The organism is Bifidobacterium stellenboschense (genome assembly GCF_000741785.1).
GTDB classification, from domain to species: Bacteria; Actinomycetota; Actinomycetes; order Actinomycetales; family Bifidobacteriaceae; genus Bifidobacterium; species Bifidobacterium stellenboschense.
Genome location: NZ_JGZP01000004.1, coordinates 90,386 through 109,894, shown reverse-complemented (window position 1 = coordinate 109,894; position 19,509 = coordinate 90,386). Strand labels below are relative to the sequence as shown.

Here is a 19,509-nt window from a genome sequence, read left to right as displayed (position 1 = left end):
TATTCTTACAGGCCTCCGGGCGCCCGTTTCCCTATCAGCGACGGCGGCTGCGGGCGCGCTTGGCGAGCAGAAGCGCCACGCCACCACAGACGAGCGCTAGGGCGACGGCCAAGGCGACACCGATGGCCGCGCCAGTCTTGCTCAGCGCTGTGTTCGTCTTGCGATCCGAGGACGCACCGTTGCCGCTGGACGGAATGACTTCCTGTTTCAGCCCGTCGATGGCCTGTTGGAGGGCGGATTTTGCCGCCTCGACCTGTTCCTTTGTGGCGTTATCCGAGTCAAGGATGGACTTCGCGGCGGCGATGGCCTTATCGAGGTTCGTCTTTGACGCGGCGGTGAAACGCTTGCCGTCATCTGGCTTCAGCGATTCGGCCTTTTCGACCAGTGCTTCGAGCGCGGACTTGTCGACGGTCGGCTTGGTGGGCTTGTCCTCCTCCTTCAGTCCGTCGAGCGCGGACTGCAATACCCGTGCCGCGTCGTCCACGGTCTGCTGGGGGGCCGTGCCGTCGGCGGAGACTTTGAGCGCGTTGGATAGTGCTTCATCCAGCACGGCCTTCGATTTGGCGGTGAACTGCTTGCCGTCGGCGGGCTTACGGTTCTGAGCCTGTTCGATCAGCTTATTGAGCTGGGTCTTGTCCACTGTCGGCGGCATGGGTTGGTCTGCGCTTTGGAGCGTGAGATTGGCGTACCGGTAGTTGACCGCGCCTCCCCTGGCCACGATGCGGAGCAGATGTTCGCCTTCGGCGAGCGGGACCTTCTTCAATGCGGTGGTGGCGTAGCTGTCCCAACCGTATTGGGGTACGTCCAGCGCGGCCAGTTCGGTGATTGTGCCGTCCGCTGCGACCTCTTCGATCACGGCCGATGCGTTCTGGTCGTTGGTGGCGGCGTTGAGGCTGAACTGGTAGGTTCCACCCTGCTTGGCGTTGATGGAGAACTCTTGGTAGGAATTTTCCTCGCCCCATCCGACGTTACGCGTGTTGCCGGTTCCTTGCAGACCCCAGGCCTTGTCGTCGGAGCCGCCAATGATCGCATCGGTGGCGAGTCTCACCTGGCCGGAGGTTCCGGTTGCAGTGCCGACGTCCGTGGCATGGACTTTGGTGAGTCGCAGGTCCCAGATGCTGGCGTCATCGGCGGTCAGTGCCACGCGCAGCGTCTGCTCGCCTGCGGCGAGGCGGATCCGCGTACGTCTTTCTCCGGTGTTCGCCACATCCCAGGTGTTCGGCAGGCTCACCGATACCGGTTCCAATCCGGAGCCGGAGATCCTGATCGCGTTCGGCACGGCTTTGGCGTTCACCCAGAAGCCGTAAGTCAGCGTATAATCGCCTTCCTCGGCGACGTTCAGCGTGTATTCCGCATAGTTGCCGTTCTTCTGGTTGTTGCTGAGGCTGCCGTTGGAGTCGGAGGCCTTGTCTTCGTTCAGGGAGACGGTGTCACCACCGACGGCGATGGGCGTTAGCGCCTTGGACAGGGTGAGCTTCAGGCTGCGGTAGTTGAGACTGGTCCCCTTGGTGAGCACGCGGATGCGGTGTTCGCCCTGGGTCAGCTGCACGGTGGCGGTCTGCGTCTTGTAATTGTCCCAGCCGGTGTTCGGCACGTTGAGCTGCGTTAGATCGGTTGCCATGGAGCCATCGACTGTTTGTATGTGTGCAACGGCGCCGTCGGATCCGGTGGCCGCGTCGAGGGCGACGACGTACGTGCCGGTCTTGGCGACGTTCACCAGGTAATCCTGATAGGAGTCGGCCTCGCCCCATCCGATATTGCTCGGGTTGGAGCCTTGGATGGCCCATGCCTTGTCGGTGGAACCGTTGATGACATTTGAGGGTGCCAGTGTAGCCGGGGAATCGGCGCTCGTCTTCACTGCGTTCGCTCTGGTGATGCGGATGTTCCATAGGCTCGCGCCTTCGGCGTTGAGCTCGAAGCGCAGCGTCTGTCCGCCCGCCTTGAGGTGCAAACCCGTTTTGTATTCGCCGGTGCCGTTGTACATGTTCGGCAGCGAGATGCTGGCGAGGTTGTCGGTGGCGAAACCGGTGCCGCCGGAGAGTTTGATGGCGTTCGGTACGGCGCCGTTGTCCCATACGCCGAAGGTGATGGTGTAGTCGCCTTCCTCGGTCACGTTCAGGTAGTAGTCCTGATAGTCGCCTTTCTTCTGGTTGTCGCTCAGCGATTCGACGCCGCGATATGGTCTGGCGTTCTCGCCGCCAAGCGTCACCTCCTGATCGCCGACCGTGATGCCGGTGGGCCTGTCGTTGGTGCCGTTGAAGGTCAGGTCTACGGACAAAGCGCCTTGGCCGTCGCTGTCGTCGTATCCGTTCGCCGCGACCGTCAAGCTGCCGGAGGTGCCGCCGTACAGCGTTTTCCCGGTCCAGTCGAGGGTCAGGGTGATGGTGTGGGCGTCTTTGCGTTCGGCTTTTGTCAGCGTCGCGTATGCGGCGATATCGCCGGTGAGCGAGACCACACCGTCGTCGGCGACGTGGTCGTTAAAGGTGCCTCCCGTGATGGTCACGTCCACGGATTTGGCCTGGTAACCGATCTCGCCTGCGGAGAGCGATTCGGGATCGTTCACTGCGGTGAACGTGACCGGCGCACTGATTGCGGTGCCTGCCGTACCGGAGTACTGGCTGGCATCCACGTTCAGCGTGGCGGTCATGTCGCTATCGAAGTCGACGTCCGATTCCGTAGTGAAGGTGACGCGCGCCGTGATGTCGTTTACGCGATCGACGGTGTATGCGATGCCGTGGGGCGCGTTGTCGAACGTCCATTTCGCGGGATCAAACGTCTGGACGAATTGTCCGTCGGCCAGTGCAAGGGTGATGCTTTTGCCAGTGAGCGATCCTTCGGTCAGCTGCTCCCGTTCGGCCGTGATGGCGTTGCCGATGACCATCGCCGAGAACGATTGCGCGGCGCGGTCGAGCTTGATGCGCAGGGTGGCGGTTCCCTTGGCAAGCTGGACAGCGGCCTTTGTTCCGTAGGCGTAGTCGCCAAGCTTGGTCTCTGTGCCATTGCCGTCCACGGAGTACAGGCTCACGTCGGCCGTGGTGGTATCGGCTGCGGTACGTACATGCCCAGCGACCACGTCCGTGGGTGTGGCGACGTATGCGGATTCGTGAACGGTGGAGCCGTTGTCGCGCGACGGTTCTTCAGACTCATCGCCCGTGTTCGGCTCGGTGGGATTGGCGGCGTTGCCGTCTTTCTGGTTCGTACCGTTCTTCGATGAATCCTCATCAGGCGTTCCGTCACCGGGTTCTTGCCGGGTGGAATCGCCGCCTGTCTCGGTCTTGGAGTCCGCGCCGGCATCGCCCGCATCGGGGACGGCTTCTGCATCGTTCCCTGAAACGTTCGCGCCGGTGCCGCTGACCATGACGTCATAGGTGCCGGTCTTCTGCACGTTCACTGCGTAATCGAGATGATCGCCGTCGGCTATCGCGACAGCCTTGCCGTCGGCGATGCGTACTCCGTCACGATCGGTGTAGTTCGTCGCGTCGAGTCGTCCGGGAATGCCTACGGTGTCCTGTGTCTTGGTGAAGGCGATGCCGGCAAAGTTCACGCCGCCTTCGGGGAAGGCCACACGTAGGATCTGGATGCCCTTGCCGAGTGTCACTGTGGTCTGGGTGGTGGAGGTGGCGGCGTTGTCGGACGAGTAGTGTGCCGTGCCGAGTTCGTTGCCTCCGGAGGACAGCGTGACTGGCGTGTTACGTGTCGAACCGCTCGCGGCGGAGAGGGCGTACGTCACCTTGTACGTGCCGGCTCTGCGAACGTTCACCAGGTATTCCACGGTGCTGGTTTTGTCGAGCCCGGTGATGGCGGTGTCATTTTTGGTGCCGGCGCCGTCGAGGGTGGCGTCGGCCAAGGTCAGGGCGGCGGTCACGTCCTTCACTTTGATCTGGTCGATGGGCTGCCACCGGTAGGTGGCGACGTTCTTGGCCGGCACGCTGGACACGAACTGTGCACCATTGTTGACGACCTTGAATTTCTGTTCTTTGTCGGTTCGATTGACGACCACCATGGAGACCTCGCCGGTCTCGGGGTTCTTGAACGCCACATTGGTGAGCGTGTCCGGGGAGCCGGCGGTGCTGTCCACACGTACGTCGCCCGGACGAATGTACCGGCTGAACTGGCTGATGAGGTTCACTTCAGGCGTGTTGACCACGTCATCAGGGTTCTTCGCGTTCTGCACGAAGGTGGTTGGGTCGGGAGTGCCGACCCAGTGGTGGGTCTTGCCTTCGCTGTCGAGCATGGAGACCCAGCTGTTGTAGCTCTGCGAGCCGTTGCGCAGCCAGTCGACCATCCAGTTCGCGCCGGTGGTACCCCACCAGGAGCGTTCGGTCAGGTGGATGGACTTGTCCGGGTTGGCCTGGCTCAGTGCTCCCATCGTGCTGGCGTTGCCGCCGTAAGGATGGAAGGCTATGCCGTCCACGTTGGCCCAATCTTCGGGACTTTGTTTCATCTCGCTCACGTAGGCGTCGGCACCGTCGAAGTTGTGGTCGAACGCCCAGACCTGAACCTGTTTCTCAGCATCATTCAACACGGTGCTGGCCGCAAGCTGTCTTTTGATGGCGGTGGCGAGCTTGGCTTCCTGCGTGCCGGTCATGTGGCAACTCGGATAATCGATTTCCAACAGGGGCTCGTTCTGCAGTGTAAGTGCAGAGACTGGGATGCCCTCTTTCTGGTATTCCTCTATATAGCGCACTAAGTACTTGGCGTAGTCGTCGATATGTTCGCTGTTGAAATCACCTCCCTTGAGCAGCAGATTATTGTCCGCATAGGATGCGCTGGAGCTGGTCGGGGTCTTCATCCACCCTGGCGGGCTCCACGGTGAGGCGAAGAAGCTGATGTCGACGCCGAGGTTCTTGGCTTCGGATTGGAGCGCATGCACGAAGTCGATGATGTGTTCGTCACGGTCCTTCTGAATACTGAATCCAGTGATACCATCGCCGTCCCAATTGGGTTCCGCACCGTTCAATGTGGCGTTCGGGGCATCGTAGTAGGTGTAGAAGTTCTTGTCGGTAAAGTCGGCGGCGCCGATGGTCAGGCGGAACGAGGTCAGTCCCATGCCGTTGACCGGGTCAAGCAGCGTCCTGATGAATTCAGCACGCTTGGATTCACTCATTTTCCACCAGTTGCCCACAGTGGAGCCATCCACGGAGGTACCGATACCAGTGATGGTCTGGTAGGTTTTCGTGTCATCCACCGAGATGTCGGTGGTGTTCTCATCGGTAGTGTCGGTGACGTTGGTCAGGTCGATGGCATCCTTGGCCGATACTGCATTGCTGACTGTCCAGTCGGGTTTGGATGCGTTCTTATCCGTCAGGTTCCAGAACCAGCCTGACTCCTGCGAGTGTTCCGTCGAGGACATCGTGACCTGGACTCCGCTGTTACGGATGACGATGCCAGTATCGGCCGCCAACGCGGCATTCATTGGGACTAGCATGGCCATCGAGACCGTAAGTCCCGTCAATGCGAGGCCGATTCGCCTTCGTTGTTTCATCATTCTCCTTCGAACTTCCTGTTTTCCATTGCGAGTCACGAACACGTCGCCGTTGAAACACTCCAACGTGCGGATGCGCTTCATCGCCTCACCATGACACGCATTTCATGCGCATGAATTTAAAACATTCGCATGAATATCGCCATCCTATCGCAAAGCAATCAGAATGTCAAAATTCATTCGAACGAAATTTGGGCGGATGTCGCGCAAGCGACTGACAATATTTCACAGCAGGCACTGCAGTTGCGCGGTCGTTTGCGTCGCGGAATGCCAGGCACCGACAATACAGGTCACGAGTACAACAACCGTCGTGGCTGCGGATATGAAGACGGCCGGTACTCCACGCTTATCGTAGAGTACCGGCCGAAAACGGTTCCCGTGAGTATTGGTCATCTAGTCGACTCTCGCCAGATCGGCAGCTCCGATAATGCCTGCCTTGCCGCCGGCCTTGGCTTCCAGGATGTTGGCGTGCTGGCGGTACATGCTGGCCTGTAGGTATCGGTTGAATGCGGTGCTGGCGGGGCCGAGCAGCATGCTGCCGACTTCGGCCACGCCTCCGCCTATGACGAAGGTGTCGGGATCCAGTACGGCGGACAGATTGGCCATGAGCCGGCCGAGCCAGTCGCCTAGGCGCTCGAACGCTTCGGTGGCGGTGGGATCCCCCTGTTGGGCGGCGTCACGCACCATGGGGCCTATAAGTTTACTGCGGTCGTATTCGCATGCTTCGAGCAGGTGCTGTGACTGGTTGGGTTGGCGTCTGGCGGCCGACCATGCGAACCGTTCCAACGCCGAACCGGAGGCGTATTGCTCCGCGCACCCGAACAGGCCGCATCCGCAGGCCTCGCCATCGGGGACCATGACCATATGGCCGATCTCACCGGCCATGCCGAACGCACCCCTGGCCAGATGGCCGTCGACGATGATGGCTCCGCCGACACCGGTGCCCACGGTGATCATGATCATGTCCCGGGAGTCACGGCCGGCGCCGAAGCGGTATTCACCCCATCCGGCGGCGTTGGCGTCGTTCTCGACGACCACCTTGACCCCGTTCCCGATCAGATCTTCGATGGCGTCGGCGAGCGGGTACTGGTTCCATGCCGGCAGGTTCGCCGCGAAGCTGACGGTGCGTCGGTCGGATGCCACGTTGCCGGCAGCCGAGATGCCGATGGACCTGATGTCGCCCTCGTTTTTGCACCGTTGGTAGATGTCGGCCACGACGGCGTTGACGTCGGCAGCATCCTCCGGTGTGGGTACGCGCTGCAGGCAGCGGATGTTGCCTTCCTCGTCACAGATGCCTCCGGCGATCTTTGTGCCGCCGATATCAATGCCGAGCGTTTCCATGTTGTTTGTCTCCTTGTGGTGTTCGTTGGTTGTGAAAACTGTGGCCGGGGCGCGCATGCCGCCCGGATGTCCCGTTCTCGTCTCTCGTGCGTGCCGGTACGGCATCCCGAATGCGAATCATCGCGTCTTTCTGCTGCGGAGGATTGTCGCCAGCAGCATGAGTCCGGAGGCGACGGCGAGCAGTGTCGACGCTGCCAGCATGCTCATGCCAGTCACCGAACCGGTGAGGGGCAGGGCGGCCACCGTCGGGGTCCGCTTGTTGCGGAATGTCAGCGAATCGTCCGTGTAGTTCGAGCCGTCGAGCATGATTGTCGCGTTCAGTTCGCGTCCGTCTGCGGTTTCCGTGACGGTCACGATGACATGGTGGGTGCTGGGATCGTATTGCACGCCCTGCTGTGCATCGTTAATCTCGCAAACCGTGTAGGTATAAACACCTGTCTTGTCGAATGTGAGTGCATCAAAGGTCACCGACCCGTCGGCGGTGTTTTTCGCGGTGCTGACGACCTGGCCGTCCTTGTCCTTGAGCTGGAACGAGAACCGTCCCTTCTGCAGGGCTATGGGATTGCCGTCGGCGTCAACGAATCGTTTCGTCGCCTTGAGGGTGAAGGTCGCCGGCGTTGGCGGGGCCGGGGGCGGCGTCTGCTGGTTCACGATGGCTTCGCCATTGTTGAACACCGGGTTCTTGGCGTTCGCGGTAATCGTGACGGTATAGCTTGTATCGTTCAGCTCATAGCCGTCGGGGGCTTTGGTCTCTTTCAGCGTGTAGGTGCCGTATGCCAGATGTTCCACGGTGAACTCGCCCGGATGCGGGTTGCCGTCCAATCCCCGGTAGCCGGTCTCGCCGGTGTTGTCGTCGATGGTCTGGCTGTAGTTGTTGTCCGCCGTCAATTGCCATTGCGAGCCGGCGAGTGGCTTGTTCTCATTATCGGAGCCTACTTTCATCCAGGTCAGGGTGCCGTCGCCTTTCGGAGCGGTGGTCTGGTCGCCGTTCCAAGGGTAGTTGTGGCGTTCCAGGCCGAGGCCGGTTTCGCTGGACACCGGCTGGTACAGGTAGATGTCCCGCCCCGCGTACATGCGTCCGTTGGTCGTCACTTGGGCAATGATGGTTCCCGGCGTGATGATACTGCCGATCCAGCCGGCCGCGGCGTCGCCGGTGATGGCCTTTCCTTCAACGGTATTTACGGTGCCGCTGTTGGACAATGTCACACCGCCCTTGAAGTTCCACATCACGCTTGATGCCGCGTGGCGTAGGGCCGCGTGATTGGGGGTCGCGGAATCATCGTTCCAGTATTGTTCCGCCACCTGCACATCATTCTTGGGATCGGTGCCGTTGTTCCACCACACGCGCCAGCCGACCGGTATGGTCGCCGCCGTGGCGTCCTTGGCGTTCACCAGCACCGAGGCGCTGTCCGGGATGTTGCGGAAGGTGAAGTCGATGCCGGTGTAGCCGCCGTTTGCGAATGCGGCGAGGATGGACGTCCAGTCGATTCCGAACACCTGCTGACGGGATGTGCCGTCTCCGGTGAGGGTGACGTTCATCTCCTTGTCGAGCTTCAAAGTGGTCTTGCGACGCTGTGCGCCGTTATTGTCGGTCCATGATTCGTCCCCGTCGCGCGGCTCGTCGTAGCCGTAGACCGCGTAGTCGTTATCGACGGGGGCGGGGGAAACGTTCGTGTCGTTGATCTCGGTCACCGTGGAGCTGTCCGTGGACTTCCACTGGGCGTAGTCCTCCGACATCGCGGAAGGATCGAAATTGGTGTAGTCGATGCCGTTCACCGTCAACGGCACGCCACTTTTCGTGACCTGCGTGCCGGGTACGACGGGGTGCTGGTCCGAGTCCAGGGAGACGCGCAATGAAGGCTGCCCTTGATACCAGGCCTCCATCGGGTCGAGTATGTCCGGGTTTTCTCCGCCGTATTGGCCGTTGCCGATCGCCTGCAACGGCGTGGACCATGACTTGGAATCTCCGCCGACGGCGATGACGGTGGCGCTCGGCTCCGGTGCCACGCCGGAGCCGAGCGCCACTTCTCCCAGGGTGAAGCCCCAGGCGTTGCCGGAATTGGCATACAGGTTCCTGTTCACCACTGTGAGCCCTTCGGCCTCGGCGGCGTACCCCATGGCCGGTTTGCCCGATGAATCCTGTGCGCCTCCGATGATCATGTCGTTGCCCGCGTAGGTGGCCACGTTGGAATCGGTGGTTGGGGCTGCATCCCCTGGCTTCGAATCGGCGTGGGCGATGCAAGTCGTGCTTCCGGCCAGCAACGCCAATGCTATGGCTCCGGCGATGCCGTATGCTGTTGCCTTTGTTCGCATTGTCAGAATTTCCTTATATGCAAAACGCGGGGCGGCGGCACTTAGTCCGTCCGTCCCGCGTTCCTTTGGCGGCCCTAGTATGCCGACCGGTATTGATGCTCAGTGGTTGCGGATGGCGTTGCGTAGGGGCAGGACGCTGGTGGGCGAGACGGACAGTTCGTCGAGTCCGATTTCGAGGAACGTGTCGGTCAGTTCCGGGTCCGCGCCGAGTTCGCCGCAGATGCCGCACCAGATGTCATGGCGATGCGCGGCCTCGGTGGCCATGCGGATCATGCGCAGCACGGCGGGCGAGTGCGGGTCGGCAAACCGTCCGAGGTTCGGGTTCTGCCGGTCACAGGCCAGCGTGTACTGGGTCAGGTCGTTGGTGCCGATGGAGAAGAAATCGACTTCGGCGGCCAGTTCGTCGGCCATGATGACCGAGGCGGGCGTCTCGATCATAATGCCGACCTGGATGTGTTCGTTGAAGTCGACGTGCCCGCCGCGCAGCTCGCTCTTGACCTCGTCGAGGATCTTCTTGGCGTCGCGCACCTCCTGGACCGAGGTGATCATGGGCAGCATGATGGCGATGTTGCCGTACACGGAGGCGCGTAGCAAAGCGCGCAGCTGGACCTTGAAGATCTCCGGACGGGTCAGGCAGATGCGGATGGCGCGGTAACCGAGCGCGGGGTTGTCCTCGTGCTCCAGATTGAAGTAGCCGACCTGCTTGTCCGCGCCGATGTCGAGCGTGCGGATGACGACCAGACGGTCGCCCATCTTCTGCGCGACTTCCTTGTAGGCTTCGAACTGGAATTCCTCGGTCGGGTAGTCCTCGCTCTCCAGATACAGGAACTCGCTGCGGAACAGACCGATGCCTTCGGCGTCGTTGGCCAGTACGGCGGTCACGTCCGAGGGGCGGCCGATGTTGGCGTACAGGCGCACCTGCTGGCCGGACTTGGTCTCGGTGGGCTTGCCCTTGAGCTCCTGCAGCAGGCGCAGGTGTTCCTCGTACTGGGCCTTCTTGCCTCGGTATTCGGTCAGCGTGGCCTCGTCCGGGTCGACGAACACCATGCCGCTGGTGCCGTCGATCACGGCGGTGTGGCCGTCGTCGGCCGGGTCGAAGGCGTCGCCGATGCCGATGATGGCGGGCAGGCCCATCGTGCGGGCCAGGATCGCGGTGTGCGAGTTCGCGGAGCCTTTGGCGGTCACGAATCCCAGCACCTTGGCGCGGTCGAGCTGCACGGTTTCGCTGGGGGCCAAGTCCTCGGCGAGGATGATGTGGCTGTCGCCGTCGCCGTCCTGCGCTCCGCCGCCGCGTTTGCCTTCGAGTACGTTGATCACGCGGCGGGAGACGTCCTTGACGTCGGCGGCGCGCGCCTGCATGTAGGAGTTGTCCATTGCTGCGAACATGGCGGCGAACTGTTCGGCGGTGCTGTTGACCGCGAACTCGGCGTTCACCTTGCTCGATGTGATCAGGTCCTCGATGCTTTCCACGTAGTCCGGGTCCTGGAGCATGAGCTGGTGGGTGTCGAACAGTTCGGCCTTGCCTTCGCCGAACTCGGCGGCTGTCTTGTCACGGAGCTGCTTGAGCTGGTTGACGGCCGTATCACGGGCCGCACGGAAGCGTTCCACCTCGGCCTTCGGGTCGTCGACCACGCGGCGTTCCACGGCGTGGTCGGCGGTGTCGAGCACGCGGATCGCGCCGATGGCGATGCCGGCGGAGACTCCAACGCCTTGTATCGTTCTCATCACAAGTTCTCCTTGAGGAACTGCTCGAATTCGGCGGCGGCCTTGACCTCGTCGTTGCCCTGCACCTTGACGGTGACCTCGTCGCCCTGCTTGACGCCGAGTCCCATGACGCCGAAGATGCGTTTGGCGTCCACGGGTTTTCCGTCGCGGGTGACGATGATGCTCGACTGGTATTCCTGGGCCTTGGCGACCAGCAGGCCTGCGGGGCGGGCGTGCATGCCCTCGGGGTCGGATACGGTGAACGTGAATTCCTGAGACATGATGATTCCTTTATGCGTTTGATGTGTTGCGCTTGAAGCGCCTTGTATACGTGCTGTGGTTTACAGCTGTTCGCCGTTGGTGGCGATGACCTTCTGGTACCAGCCGAAGGATTTCTTGCGGCGGCGTTCGAAGGTGCCGTGTCCTTCGTCGTCGGCGTCGACGTAGATCAATCCGTAGCGTTTCTTGAATTCGCCGGTGCCGAAGCTGACCACGTCGATGCAGCCCCACACGGTGTAGCCCATCGACCTCCACGCCGTCGAGGTCGATGGCCTTGTCGACCTGTTCGATGTGGGCGCGCAGGTAGTCGATGCGGTCGTCGTCGTCGATGGTGCCGTCCGGGTTGACGGTGTCGTATGCGCCGTAGCCGTTCTCCACGATGAAGATCGGCTTGCGGTAGCGTTCGTACAGGACGCTCAGCGCGTAGCGCAGGCCGACGGGGTCGATCTGCCAGCCCCATTTGGTGGCGGGGATGTACGTGTTGCGCACCACGCCGGCGATGCCGGAGTCGAAGTCGCCGGGGGTGGAGTCGTCGGCGGACAGGGCCATCGACATGTAGTAGCTGATGGAGATGAAGTCGACCGTGCCCTCGGCGATGGCCGTCTCGTCTCCCGGCTCCATGTGAGGGGTGATGTCCTCGCGGGCCCACATGTTCCTTGCGTAGTTCGGGTATTCGCCGTTGACGTACACGTCGCCGAACACGAGCCGGTCGCGCATGGCGACTTCGGCGCGCATCACGTCGTCGGGGTTGCAGGTGGCCGGGTAGATCGGCACGATGGCCAGCATGCATCCGATCCGGAAGTCGGGGTTGATCTCGTGGCCGCACTTGACGACCAGGGCGCTGGCGACGAACTCGTTGTGCACGGCCTGCCAGACCTTGCGCTTGCGCTCGTGGATCGTGTCCGTCTCGGAGAACCGGATACCGGAGTCGGTGTAGGCGAAAATCGGGTTGTCGAGGTTCATCTGGTTGTTGACCTCGTTGAAGGTCAGCCAGTACTTCACCTTGGTCTTGTAGCGTTCCATGACGGTGAGCGCGAACTTGACGAACAGGTCGATGAGCCTGCGGTCGGTGAACCCTCCGTATTTGAGGCTCAGGTTGAGCGGCATCTCGAAGTGCGAGAGCGTCACGACCGGTTCCATGCCCTTGGCCTTGAGGTCGTCGAACAGGTCGTCGTAGAACTTCAGTCCGGCCTCGTTGGGCTCGTCCTCCTCGCCGTTAGGGAAGATGCGCGACCAGGCAATGGAGGTGCGGAAGCATTTGAAGCCCATCTCCTGGAACAGCGAGTCGTCGCCGCGGAAGCGGTGGTAGTAGTCGTTGCCCCAGTGGTTCGGGTAGATCTTGCCGGTCTCGACGCTATCGGTGATCTGCCGGGGCACGCCGTGCGCGCCCGCGGTCATCACGTCGGCGATGGATACGCCCTTGCCGTCTTCGTTCCACGCACCTTCGAGCTGGTGGGCGGCCACTGCGCCGCCCCACAGAAAGTTGCTTGGGAAACCCATGTTGTGTTCCTTTTCCTGATAGGTCCTGTGGGTCAGTTGATCTTCTTGTACAGCGCGATGAGCTCGTTGACCAGCAGTTTGACGGTCTCCGCGGCCATCATCTGGTCCTCGACGTGCGTCATGAGCAGGCTGACCTCGATCTTCTCGCCGGACGCCTCGCGCTGCACGAGGTTGGTGTGCAGGTCGTGGCCGGTCGCGAAGCTCTGGTCGCCGCTCTTGATGAGCTCGTCGGCCTTGTCGTATTTGCCGGCCTTGGCCGCCTGCAACGCCTCGATGTAGTCGGATTTGGCGCTTCCCGCGGCTGTGATCATCTGGAAGCAGAGGGTCTCCCAGTCGAAGTCCTTGTTGTCTTCTGCCATTGTTACCACCCTTGGTTCGTTCGTTTGGTTGTCGGTTGTCTGTCTGTTGGTGTCGGGTTACTTGGCGTCGGCGATGGCGATGGCGTGTTCGAGCACCTTGTCGCCGCGCACCATGCCGTAGTCCTGCGGGTTGATGGCCTCGACCGGCTTGCCGGGCAGCAGCTTCTTGACGTGGTCGAGCTCGTAGCGTACCTGCGGTCCGAGCAGCACGGCGTCGGCGTTCGCGGCCTTCTCCTCGACCTCGGAGATCGGGTAGGCGTCGATTTCGGCCTCGATGCCCTTGGCCTCGGCGGCGGCGCGCATCTTCTTGACCAGCATGCTGGTGGACATTCCGGCGTTGCAGCACAGTACGATCTTCATGGTGTTTTCCTTTCAGTGGGCCCCATACCGATCGTGGGGCGGTTGGTTGTTATGGGTGTATTGAGTGTTGATTAAGGAGGGGGCCCGGCAAGGGTGGTTGCTCGTACCGGGCTCCCATGTCATCCGACCATTGCCGATCGGAAGAGTCGGGCCGTTCGATGCGGCGTCTCAGGCCTTGGCCGCGGCGGCGGCCGTCTCGATGTCGGCGTCGTTGGCGGCCTGTTCGGCGACCCATGCCTGGTCCTGCTTCTTGACGAACGGCAGGTAGACGACCACGGAGATCACGAGGATGATGAGCTGGATGAGCGCTGCCTTCCAGCCGCCCAGCAGGAAGCCGGAGATGATCACCGGGGTGGTCCACGGCACCTGGACGGCGCCGAACGGGGGCAGGAAGCCGATGTACATCGCGCCGTAGGTGATGATCATGGCGATCAGCGGGACGACGATGAACGGGATCAGGAAGAACGGGTTGAACACGATCGGCAGGCCGAAGATGACCGGCTCGTTGATGTTGAACAGGCCGGGCACGACTGACAGCTTCGACATTTCCTTCATCTGGCTGGACTTGGCCACGATCAGGCCGGCGATGAGCAGGCCGAGGGTGATGCCGGTGCCGCCGAACTTGACGAAGCAGTCGACGATCTGCGGGGTGAGGATATGGCCGCCGTCGGCGGTGGTCACGGCCTTGCCGGCATCCATGAGGGCCTGGTTGGCCACGGAGTTGGCAGTCAGCAGCGGGGCCATGATGCCCATGACGACGTTCGGGCCGTGGATGCCGCACCAGAAGAGGATGGAGATGAGCAGGGTGATGATGATCGCGCCGGCCCAGTTGTCGGTGAGGTTCTGCATCGGGGTCTGCAGGATCTTGAAGATGAGTTCAGTGAAGCTCACGCCGCCGAACAGCTGGCACAGGTGGTAGATGACGGCGGAGCCGAGCACCACGAAGAAGCCGGGGATCATGGCGGAGAACGCGTTGGACACGCCTTCGGGCACGGAGTCGGGCAGTTTGATCTTGAGGTTGTGCTTCATGCACTTGACGAACACCAGGCCGGACAGCAGGCCGACGATGATGGCGGTGATCACGCCGTTGCCGCCGGTCCATGAGGTGGAGATCGCGCCGGACACGGAGGCGGTGGTGCCCTCCTTGATTGCATCGACGGTGCTGTGGTCGATGCTCACCGAGGACGGCGAGAGGATGAAGAAGGCGACCAGGGCCAGCAGACCGGAGGAGATGCCGTCTTCCTTCTCGTTGCGCGCGTAGGCGTAGCCGATGCCGACCGCGATGATGACGGCCAGGATATTGAATGTTCCGGCGGACACCTGGCTCAGGCCGATGTTCCACTTGTCGGTCAGCAGGTGGTTCATGAAGTCCGTGTAGCCCTCGAACGGCAGGTTCGCGAGCAGCAGGAACAGCGATCCCACCAGGGTGGCCGGCATCGTGAGCACGAAGCCGTCCTTCAGAGCGGTGACCGCCTTGGTCGTCGCGAATTTCATGAAGCCGTTGAGCAGTTTGTTGCCGAACTCCTTCATTCTCGTCCTCCTTTGGACTGGTTGATGTCCCCGGACCGGCGTCCTTGTCGCCGGTCCGATTCCTCTTGTTCAGTATCAAGTCATTCGGATGAATAGGCGTAATCCGAATGACTTGACTACAATATACGAGTTTCATTCGGCTGTGTCAAATTCATTCGAATGATTTTGGGATACGGCGTGTCGCTTCCCCGAGGGAATACCGTGAAGCGGCGCCTCCCCCACCGGCGACGCCGCCTCACGCATATAAGGGACTACTTCAGGTCGGCGAAATTAAAAAACGTGGCCTTCTTATAGTGGTAGTAGACCGTGCCGGCGTTGAACATGCGGCCGCTGGCCAGATAGGCGTCGTCCTCGACCACCAGGGCGGGATCCCCAGCCGACAGGCCAAGAAGGTCGGCCCGGCCATGATCCAGCTCTCGCGCGTATATCAGCTTGTCTGCAAATCCCGTACTCAGCCCCAGGTCCTCGCGAATGTACGCGTAAATGGAGCCACTGGCGATCTCCTCGCTGAGATACGGCACGAACTCCTTGAGATACAGGGCGTACTCGATGGCGAACGGTTCGTCATCCAACAGACGCAGGCGCGAGACGCTATAGACTTTGGCGTCGACGGCGCACTTGAGGCGCGCGGAATCCGCACCCGCCTCGCGCTGCTCCAGCTTGATCAGCTTGGAGGACACGGAATGGCCGGGAAACTCCGAAGTCATGCCTCTCGTGCCGTTGATGTTGAGGCAGCCCTCACGCCTGTTCTCCCGGACGAACATGCCGCTGCCCTGCACCGGATACACATCGCCGAGCTCGACCAACATGGCAATGGCGTTACGCACGCAGTACCGGGTCGCGCCGAACTGCTCCATGAGCTCGGGCTCGGTAGGCAGCTTTCCCGTGTCGCGGTATTTGCCCTTGTCGATCTCCACCTTGAGAATCTTCGCCAGTTCACGGTATTTCATACACCCTCCAAAATCACATCATCCAGCCGCGTCACATCGCCGCAGCACACATGATCCATATTATCGCATGACTCATATTCATTCGAATTACAGACACACCATCACCCACAATTGCATGATTCATTCGAATGAATTATTCTTAGGAAACACCATCTACAGTTCAGACGCTGATGTCGGCATTCCATAGGAGAACACGCGCATGAGCATATCCAAACTAGTATTTATTGATATCGACGGCACACTGCTGGACAGCAGCCACCGCATTCCCGAATCGGCTCGCGAGCAGTGCCGCCGAGCGCAGCAGGCCGGGCACCGGCTGTTCATCTGTTCGGGCCGTGCGGCGCTGGACATCGACCCACCGGTGCTCGAACTTGGGTTCGACGGCATCGTATCCGACGGCGGCGCATGCGCCGAGCTCGACGGCGAGACCATCATCGACGAGCGCATGCCCGCTGAATCCGTCCGCATGGCGACCTCGTTCTTCACCGCGCACGCCATGCCGTATGCCTGGCACTGCCCCGACGGCATGCACGCCACCGAACGCTACCCGCACCGGTTCGGCATCTGGCGAAAACTGCTGCGGCATCCGCAGATGCGCGACTCCTGGCACACCATCACCGACCATTCCGCCCCTCTACCTCCAGTCAGCAAAGGAACGTTCTACGTCCCCGAGAACGGCAGTCTTACCGTGGAAGACGTGCGTCGCGAGCTCGCTGACTACGCGACCATTATCCACGGATCAATCAACGCTTCCAGCGACGACAACGGCGAGATCCTTATCCCCGGAGTAGACAAGGGCACGGCGCTCATGAAAGTCTCTCAACGGCTCGGAGTTCCACTGTCCGACACGATCGCCATCGGCGACAGCGACAACGACCTTGAGATGATACAGACTGCCGGCATCGGCGTGGCGATGGGCAACGGCACCGAAGCCGTCAAATCAGTCGCCGACATGATTGCGCCAAACGTCGACAACAACGGTCTCGCGGCGGTACTGCACCGGCTGCTCCGTTAACATGCCACCCCGCCTCAGAAGAGAATGCTCCAGACGGGGCTGTTCGACACACTCTCCTTCATCGGCGTGGGAACACGGCCCCGAGCCATGCGCTCCGTCTTCGCTTCCTGCGCCGTGTCCCGTGCCGCTCCCGGGCCGCCACCCAACAGCCGCATGATTCCAACGCAATCGCAACATCGCCTATCGTCGGAAATACAAAACCCGGCCCACGATATTTCGTGAAACCGGGTGATGAAGTGCCTCCAGCGGGACTCGAACCCGCACGCCGAAGCGATCGATTTTAAGTCGACTGCGTCTACCGATTTCGCCATGGAGGCCTATGGCCGGTGGGAACCGACCGTGTCATTGTACTATGCGGTGCGCCCGCGTGTCGGGATGCACCGCACAGTCGCGTCTGGTCGTGTCGCGCGGAATCGCGTCACGCGGCGAGCAGGCGCCGTCCGTAGTCGAGGACGATGCCGTCGAGCAGGCCGTGCTCGCTCGCCACGTACGAGTCGATGGCCTCGCCGTGGTCGAGTCGCGCGGCCTCGCTCACCTTGGCGAGCACGCGGTTCCATACGACGGCGCCGCCTCCCACCACGTCGATGCGTCCGGGATGGATCGTCTTGTAGGCGCGTCGCTGTTCGCGCGTCATCCTGAGGAACAGGTCGTCGACGCCGGTCGCGTCGGCGATGGACAGGCGATGGCCGTCGACGATGGAGTGGTCGTATTCCTTCAGTCCGATGGCGAGCGCGGTCATCGTGGTCACGGTGCCGGACACGCCGATGATGGTGCGCGCCTTGCCGGCGGGCACGGTGCGGAACGCTTCGTCGATATGCGCGTCGATGTCCTCGACGGCCTCGGCGATCTCCTCCTCGGTGGGCGGATCGGTCCTGAGATGACGCTCGGTCATACGCACCGATCCGATGTTCATCGAATACGCGGCCTGCACCTGCGTGGCGGGCGCGGTCTCGCCGTCGCCGCCGATGACGAGCTCGGTGGAGCCGCCACCCAGGTCGACGACCAGATAGGGCGGTTTGAGGTCGCCGCGGTCGACGACCGACGTGGCGCCGAGGAAGCTCAGGTCGGCCTCCTCCGTGCCGGGGATGACCTCGGGGCGCACGCCGAGGATCGCCTCGATGCCGTCCTCGAACTCCTCGCGGTTCTCGGCGTCGCGCGTGGCGGAGGTGGCGACGAAGCGGATGCCGTCGACCGGATGCTCGGCGAGGATGCCGGCGAACTCGCGCGCCGCCTCGTAGGCGCGTTCCAGCGCCTCGTCCGCGAACCGGTGCGTCTTGTCGACGTCCTGGCCGAGCCGGATGACGCGCAACTGGCGCGGCACGATCTCGGTCATGCCGTGCTCGTCGACGCGCGCGATCTTCAGTCGGATGGAGTTGGTGCCGCAATCGATTCCCGCGACGGTCACCGCCTTGCCCATGATGGTTCCTTTCCTTGTCAGTCCAGCACGCTGCACCGGCATACGGCCGGGTCGAACTCGTCCTTCACGCGGTCGAGCACCATGTCGCCGATCGGATTGGCGCCGCGGCCCATGACGAGCGATTGGGCGATCAGCGCGTGCAGGCACTTGACACGTACGGGCATGCCGCCGGCCGACGTGCCTTCGATATGCTCCTCGGTGTCGCCGAGCTTGACGGCGATCTCGTGGCGGAACGCGAGATACAGCTCGTGCGCGTGCGCGTAGGCGGCCTTCACGTCCTCGTCTTCGGCGACGAGACGGCTGTACTCCTGCATCACGCCGTCGGCCTCCACGTGCGAGGCGGCTTTGACGGCCTCCGGGCTGGTGAGGTAGCAGGTGGTGGGGAACGGCACGCCGCCGGGCAGCAGCGGACGGGTGACGACGGCGAGCGGACGGCCGCATGCGCAGCGCGCGCCGACGGCGGCCATGCCGCGCGGGTAGCGTCCGAGCTGGTGCTCGACGATGGCGATGTCGGCTTTGGTGGCCGGATGGTCGAGGATCTGGTCGGCCAGTGCGGTCGGGTCGATGGTGGTGGTCACTGCTGGTCCTTCTTGGTCGTGGTCGTGTCCGTCGATGTGGAACCGGAATCCTGCTGGTTCTTCTGCGTCCCGGTCTTCCCCTGCGTGCCCGTGGAGTTCTTGGGCAGCGGTTCGTCGGCTTTCTTGAACGCGTACGAGAGCTCACTGTACCAAGGCAGCTGCTTCGACGTGTCCGTGTCGTCGCCGGTCGTCTTGCTCGTGCCGCTGCCGTCGCCGGTCACGGCCTGCGGGTTCTGCACGCGGACCGGGGTCTCGCCGGGGAAGACGAAGCCGAGGCGTTCGCGGGCCTGTGCGGCCACGTAGTTCTTGTCATCCCAACGGGAGATGTCGTTCTCCAGCTCCTGTTTCTGGGCGACGAGCGCCGCCTCCTCACGCTTGAGGCTGTTGAGGTGGGCGAGGTCGGCCGCGTACGTGTTGAACGTGGAGACGAGCTGGATGGTGCCGACCGCGATGATGAACAGGGAGACGAAGAAGGCGATCGGGCCGGAGTTTCCGGAACGACGGTTCTTCTTCGCTTTCGCGGCGGACTTGGCGTCCCCCGCGCGTGATGTCCGGTTCCGTGTGGTCATGGGCAACAAAATACCCGTCGCGTTCGACGGAACACGACGGGTATTCTGCTGCTGCGCTATGGTCGCCCCGGATGGGGCGACGCCTCAGCACGCCGACGAAGCGGCATCA

The 19,509-nt window shown here is 62.1% G+C and carries 14 protein-coding genes and 1 tRNA gene; 1 reads left to right on the top strand and 14 read right to left on the bottom strand.

From position 1 onward, the window contains the following. Nucleotides 1-34 precede the first annotated feature (34 nt). The 10 genes from BSTEL_RS01820 to BSTEL_RS01775 form a co-directional block, all read right to left on the bottom strand. On the bottom strand, nt 35-5,569 hold the full coding sequence (locus BSTEL_RS01820; protein WP_084686040.1) for a carbohydrate-binding protein: 5,535 nt from the start codon (nt 5,567-5,569) through the stop codon (nt 35-37). 309 nt (nt 5,570-5,878) lie between these two features. Further along, entirely contained in the window at nt 5,879-6,826 is a 948-nt protein-coding gene (locus BSTEL_RS01815; RefSeq protein WP_034526380.1) for an ROK family glucokinase, read from the bottom strand. Nucleotides 6,827-6,943: 117 nt separating this feature from the next. Then, entirely contained in the window at nt 6,944-9,139 is a 2,196-nt protein-coding gene (locus BSTEL_RS01810) for a SpaA isopeptide-forming pilin-related protein (RefSeq protein WP_084686039.1), read from the bottom strand. Nucleotides 9,140-9,238: 99 nt separating this feature from the next. After that, entirely contained in the window at nt 9,239-10,864 is a 1,626-nt protein-coding gene (gene ptsP / locus BSTEL_RS01805) for a phosphoenolpyruvate--protein phosphotransferase (RefSeq protein WP_034526375.1), read from the bottom strand. After that, complete coding sequence (locus BSTEL_RS01800; RefSeq protein WP_034526372.1) at nt 10,864-11,124, bottom strand: HPr family phosphocarrier protein; 261 nt, start codon at nt 11,122-11,124, stop codon at nt 10,864-10,866. Before BSTEL_RS01800 ends, ptsP begins: the two co-directional genes overlap by 1 nt. Nucleotides 11,125-11,134: 10 nt before the next feature. After that, a complete protein-coding gene (locus tag BSTEL_RS01795; RefSeq protein WP_476574989.1) occupies nt 11,135-12,622 on the bottom strand; it encodes a family 1 glycosylhydrolase in 1,488 nt (495 codons plus the stop codon). A gap of 32 nt (nt 12,623-12,654) precedes the next feature. Then, nucleotides 12,655-12,981: a PTS sugar transporter subunit IIA gene (locus BSTEL_RS01790; protein WP_033889656.1), complete on the bottom strand. Its 327-nt coding sequence runs from the start codon at nt 12,979-12,981 to the stop codon at nt 12,655-12,657. A gap of 57 nt (nt 12,982-13,038) precedes the next feature. Further along, nucleotides 13,039-13,341 (bottom strand): PTS sugar transporter subunit IIB, encoded by a 303-nt coding sequence (locus BSTEL_RS01785; RefSeq protein ID WP_034526368.1) that lies wholly within the window; start codon nt 13,339-13,341, stop codon nt 13,039-13,041. A gap of 168 nt (nt 13,342-13,509) precedes the next feature. Further along, nucleotides 13,510-14,871, bottom strand: coding sequence for a PTS sugar transporter subunit IIC (locus BSTEL_RS01780; RefSeq protein ID WP_051922756.1), 1,362 nt, complete (start codon nt 14,869-14,871; stop codon nt 13,510-13,512). Between the two features lie 251 nt (nt 14,872-15,122). Then, nucleotides 15,123-15,821: a GntR family transcriptional regulator gene (locus BSTEL_RS01775; RefSeq protein ID WP_034526366.1), complete on the bottom strand. Its 699-nt coding sequence runs from the start codon at nt 15,819-15,821 to the stop codon at nt 15,123-15,125. Between the two features lie 199 nt (nt 15,822-16,020). Here BSTEL_RS01775 and BSTEL_RS01770 point away from each other — a divergent pair, with 199 nt between their 5' ends. Then, nucleotides 16,021-16,836: an HAD family hydrolase gene (locus tag BSTEL_RS01770; protein WP_034526364.1), complete on the top strand. Its 816-nt coding sequence runs from the start codon at nt 16,021-16,023 to the stop codon at nt 16,834-16,836. 237 nt (nt 16,837-17,073) lie between these two features. Here BSTEL_RS01770 and BSTEL_RS01760 read toward each other — a convergent pair. From BSTEL_RS01760 to BSTEL_RS01745, 4 genes are all read right to left on the bottom strand, one after another. Next, a tRNA-Leu gene (locus BSTEL_RS01760) sits at nt 17,074-17,153 on the bottom strand. A 101-nt stretch (nt 17,154-17,254) separates the two neighbouring features. Further along, nucleotides 17,255-18,253 (bottom strand): Ppx/GppA phosphatase family protein, encoded by a 999-nt coding sequence (locus BSTEL_RS01755; protein ID WP_034526360.1) that lies wholly within the window; start codon nt 18,251-18,253, stop codon nt 17,255-17,257. A 17-nt stretch (nt 18,254-18,270) separates the two neighbouring features. After that, nucleotides 18,271-18,831, bottom strand: coding sequence for a DUF501 domain-containing protein (locus BSTEL_RS01750; protein WP_034526358.1), 561 nt, complete (start codon nt 18,829-18,831; stop codon nt 18,271-18,273). Beyond that, nucleotides 18,828-19,400: an FtsB family cell division protein gene (locus tag BSTEL_RS01745; protein ID WP_034526355.1), complete on the bottom strand. Its 573-nt coding sequence runs from the start codon at nt 19,398-19,400 to the stop codon at nt 18,828-18,830. Before BSTEL_RS01745 ends, BSTEL_RS01750 begins: the two co-directional genes overlap by 4 nt. Nucleotides 19,401-19,509: the final 109 nt, after the last annotated feature.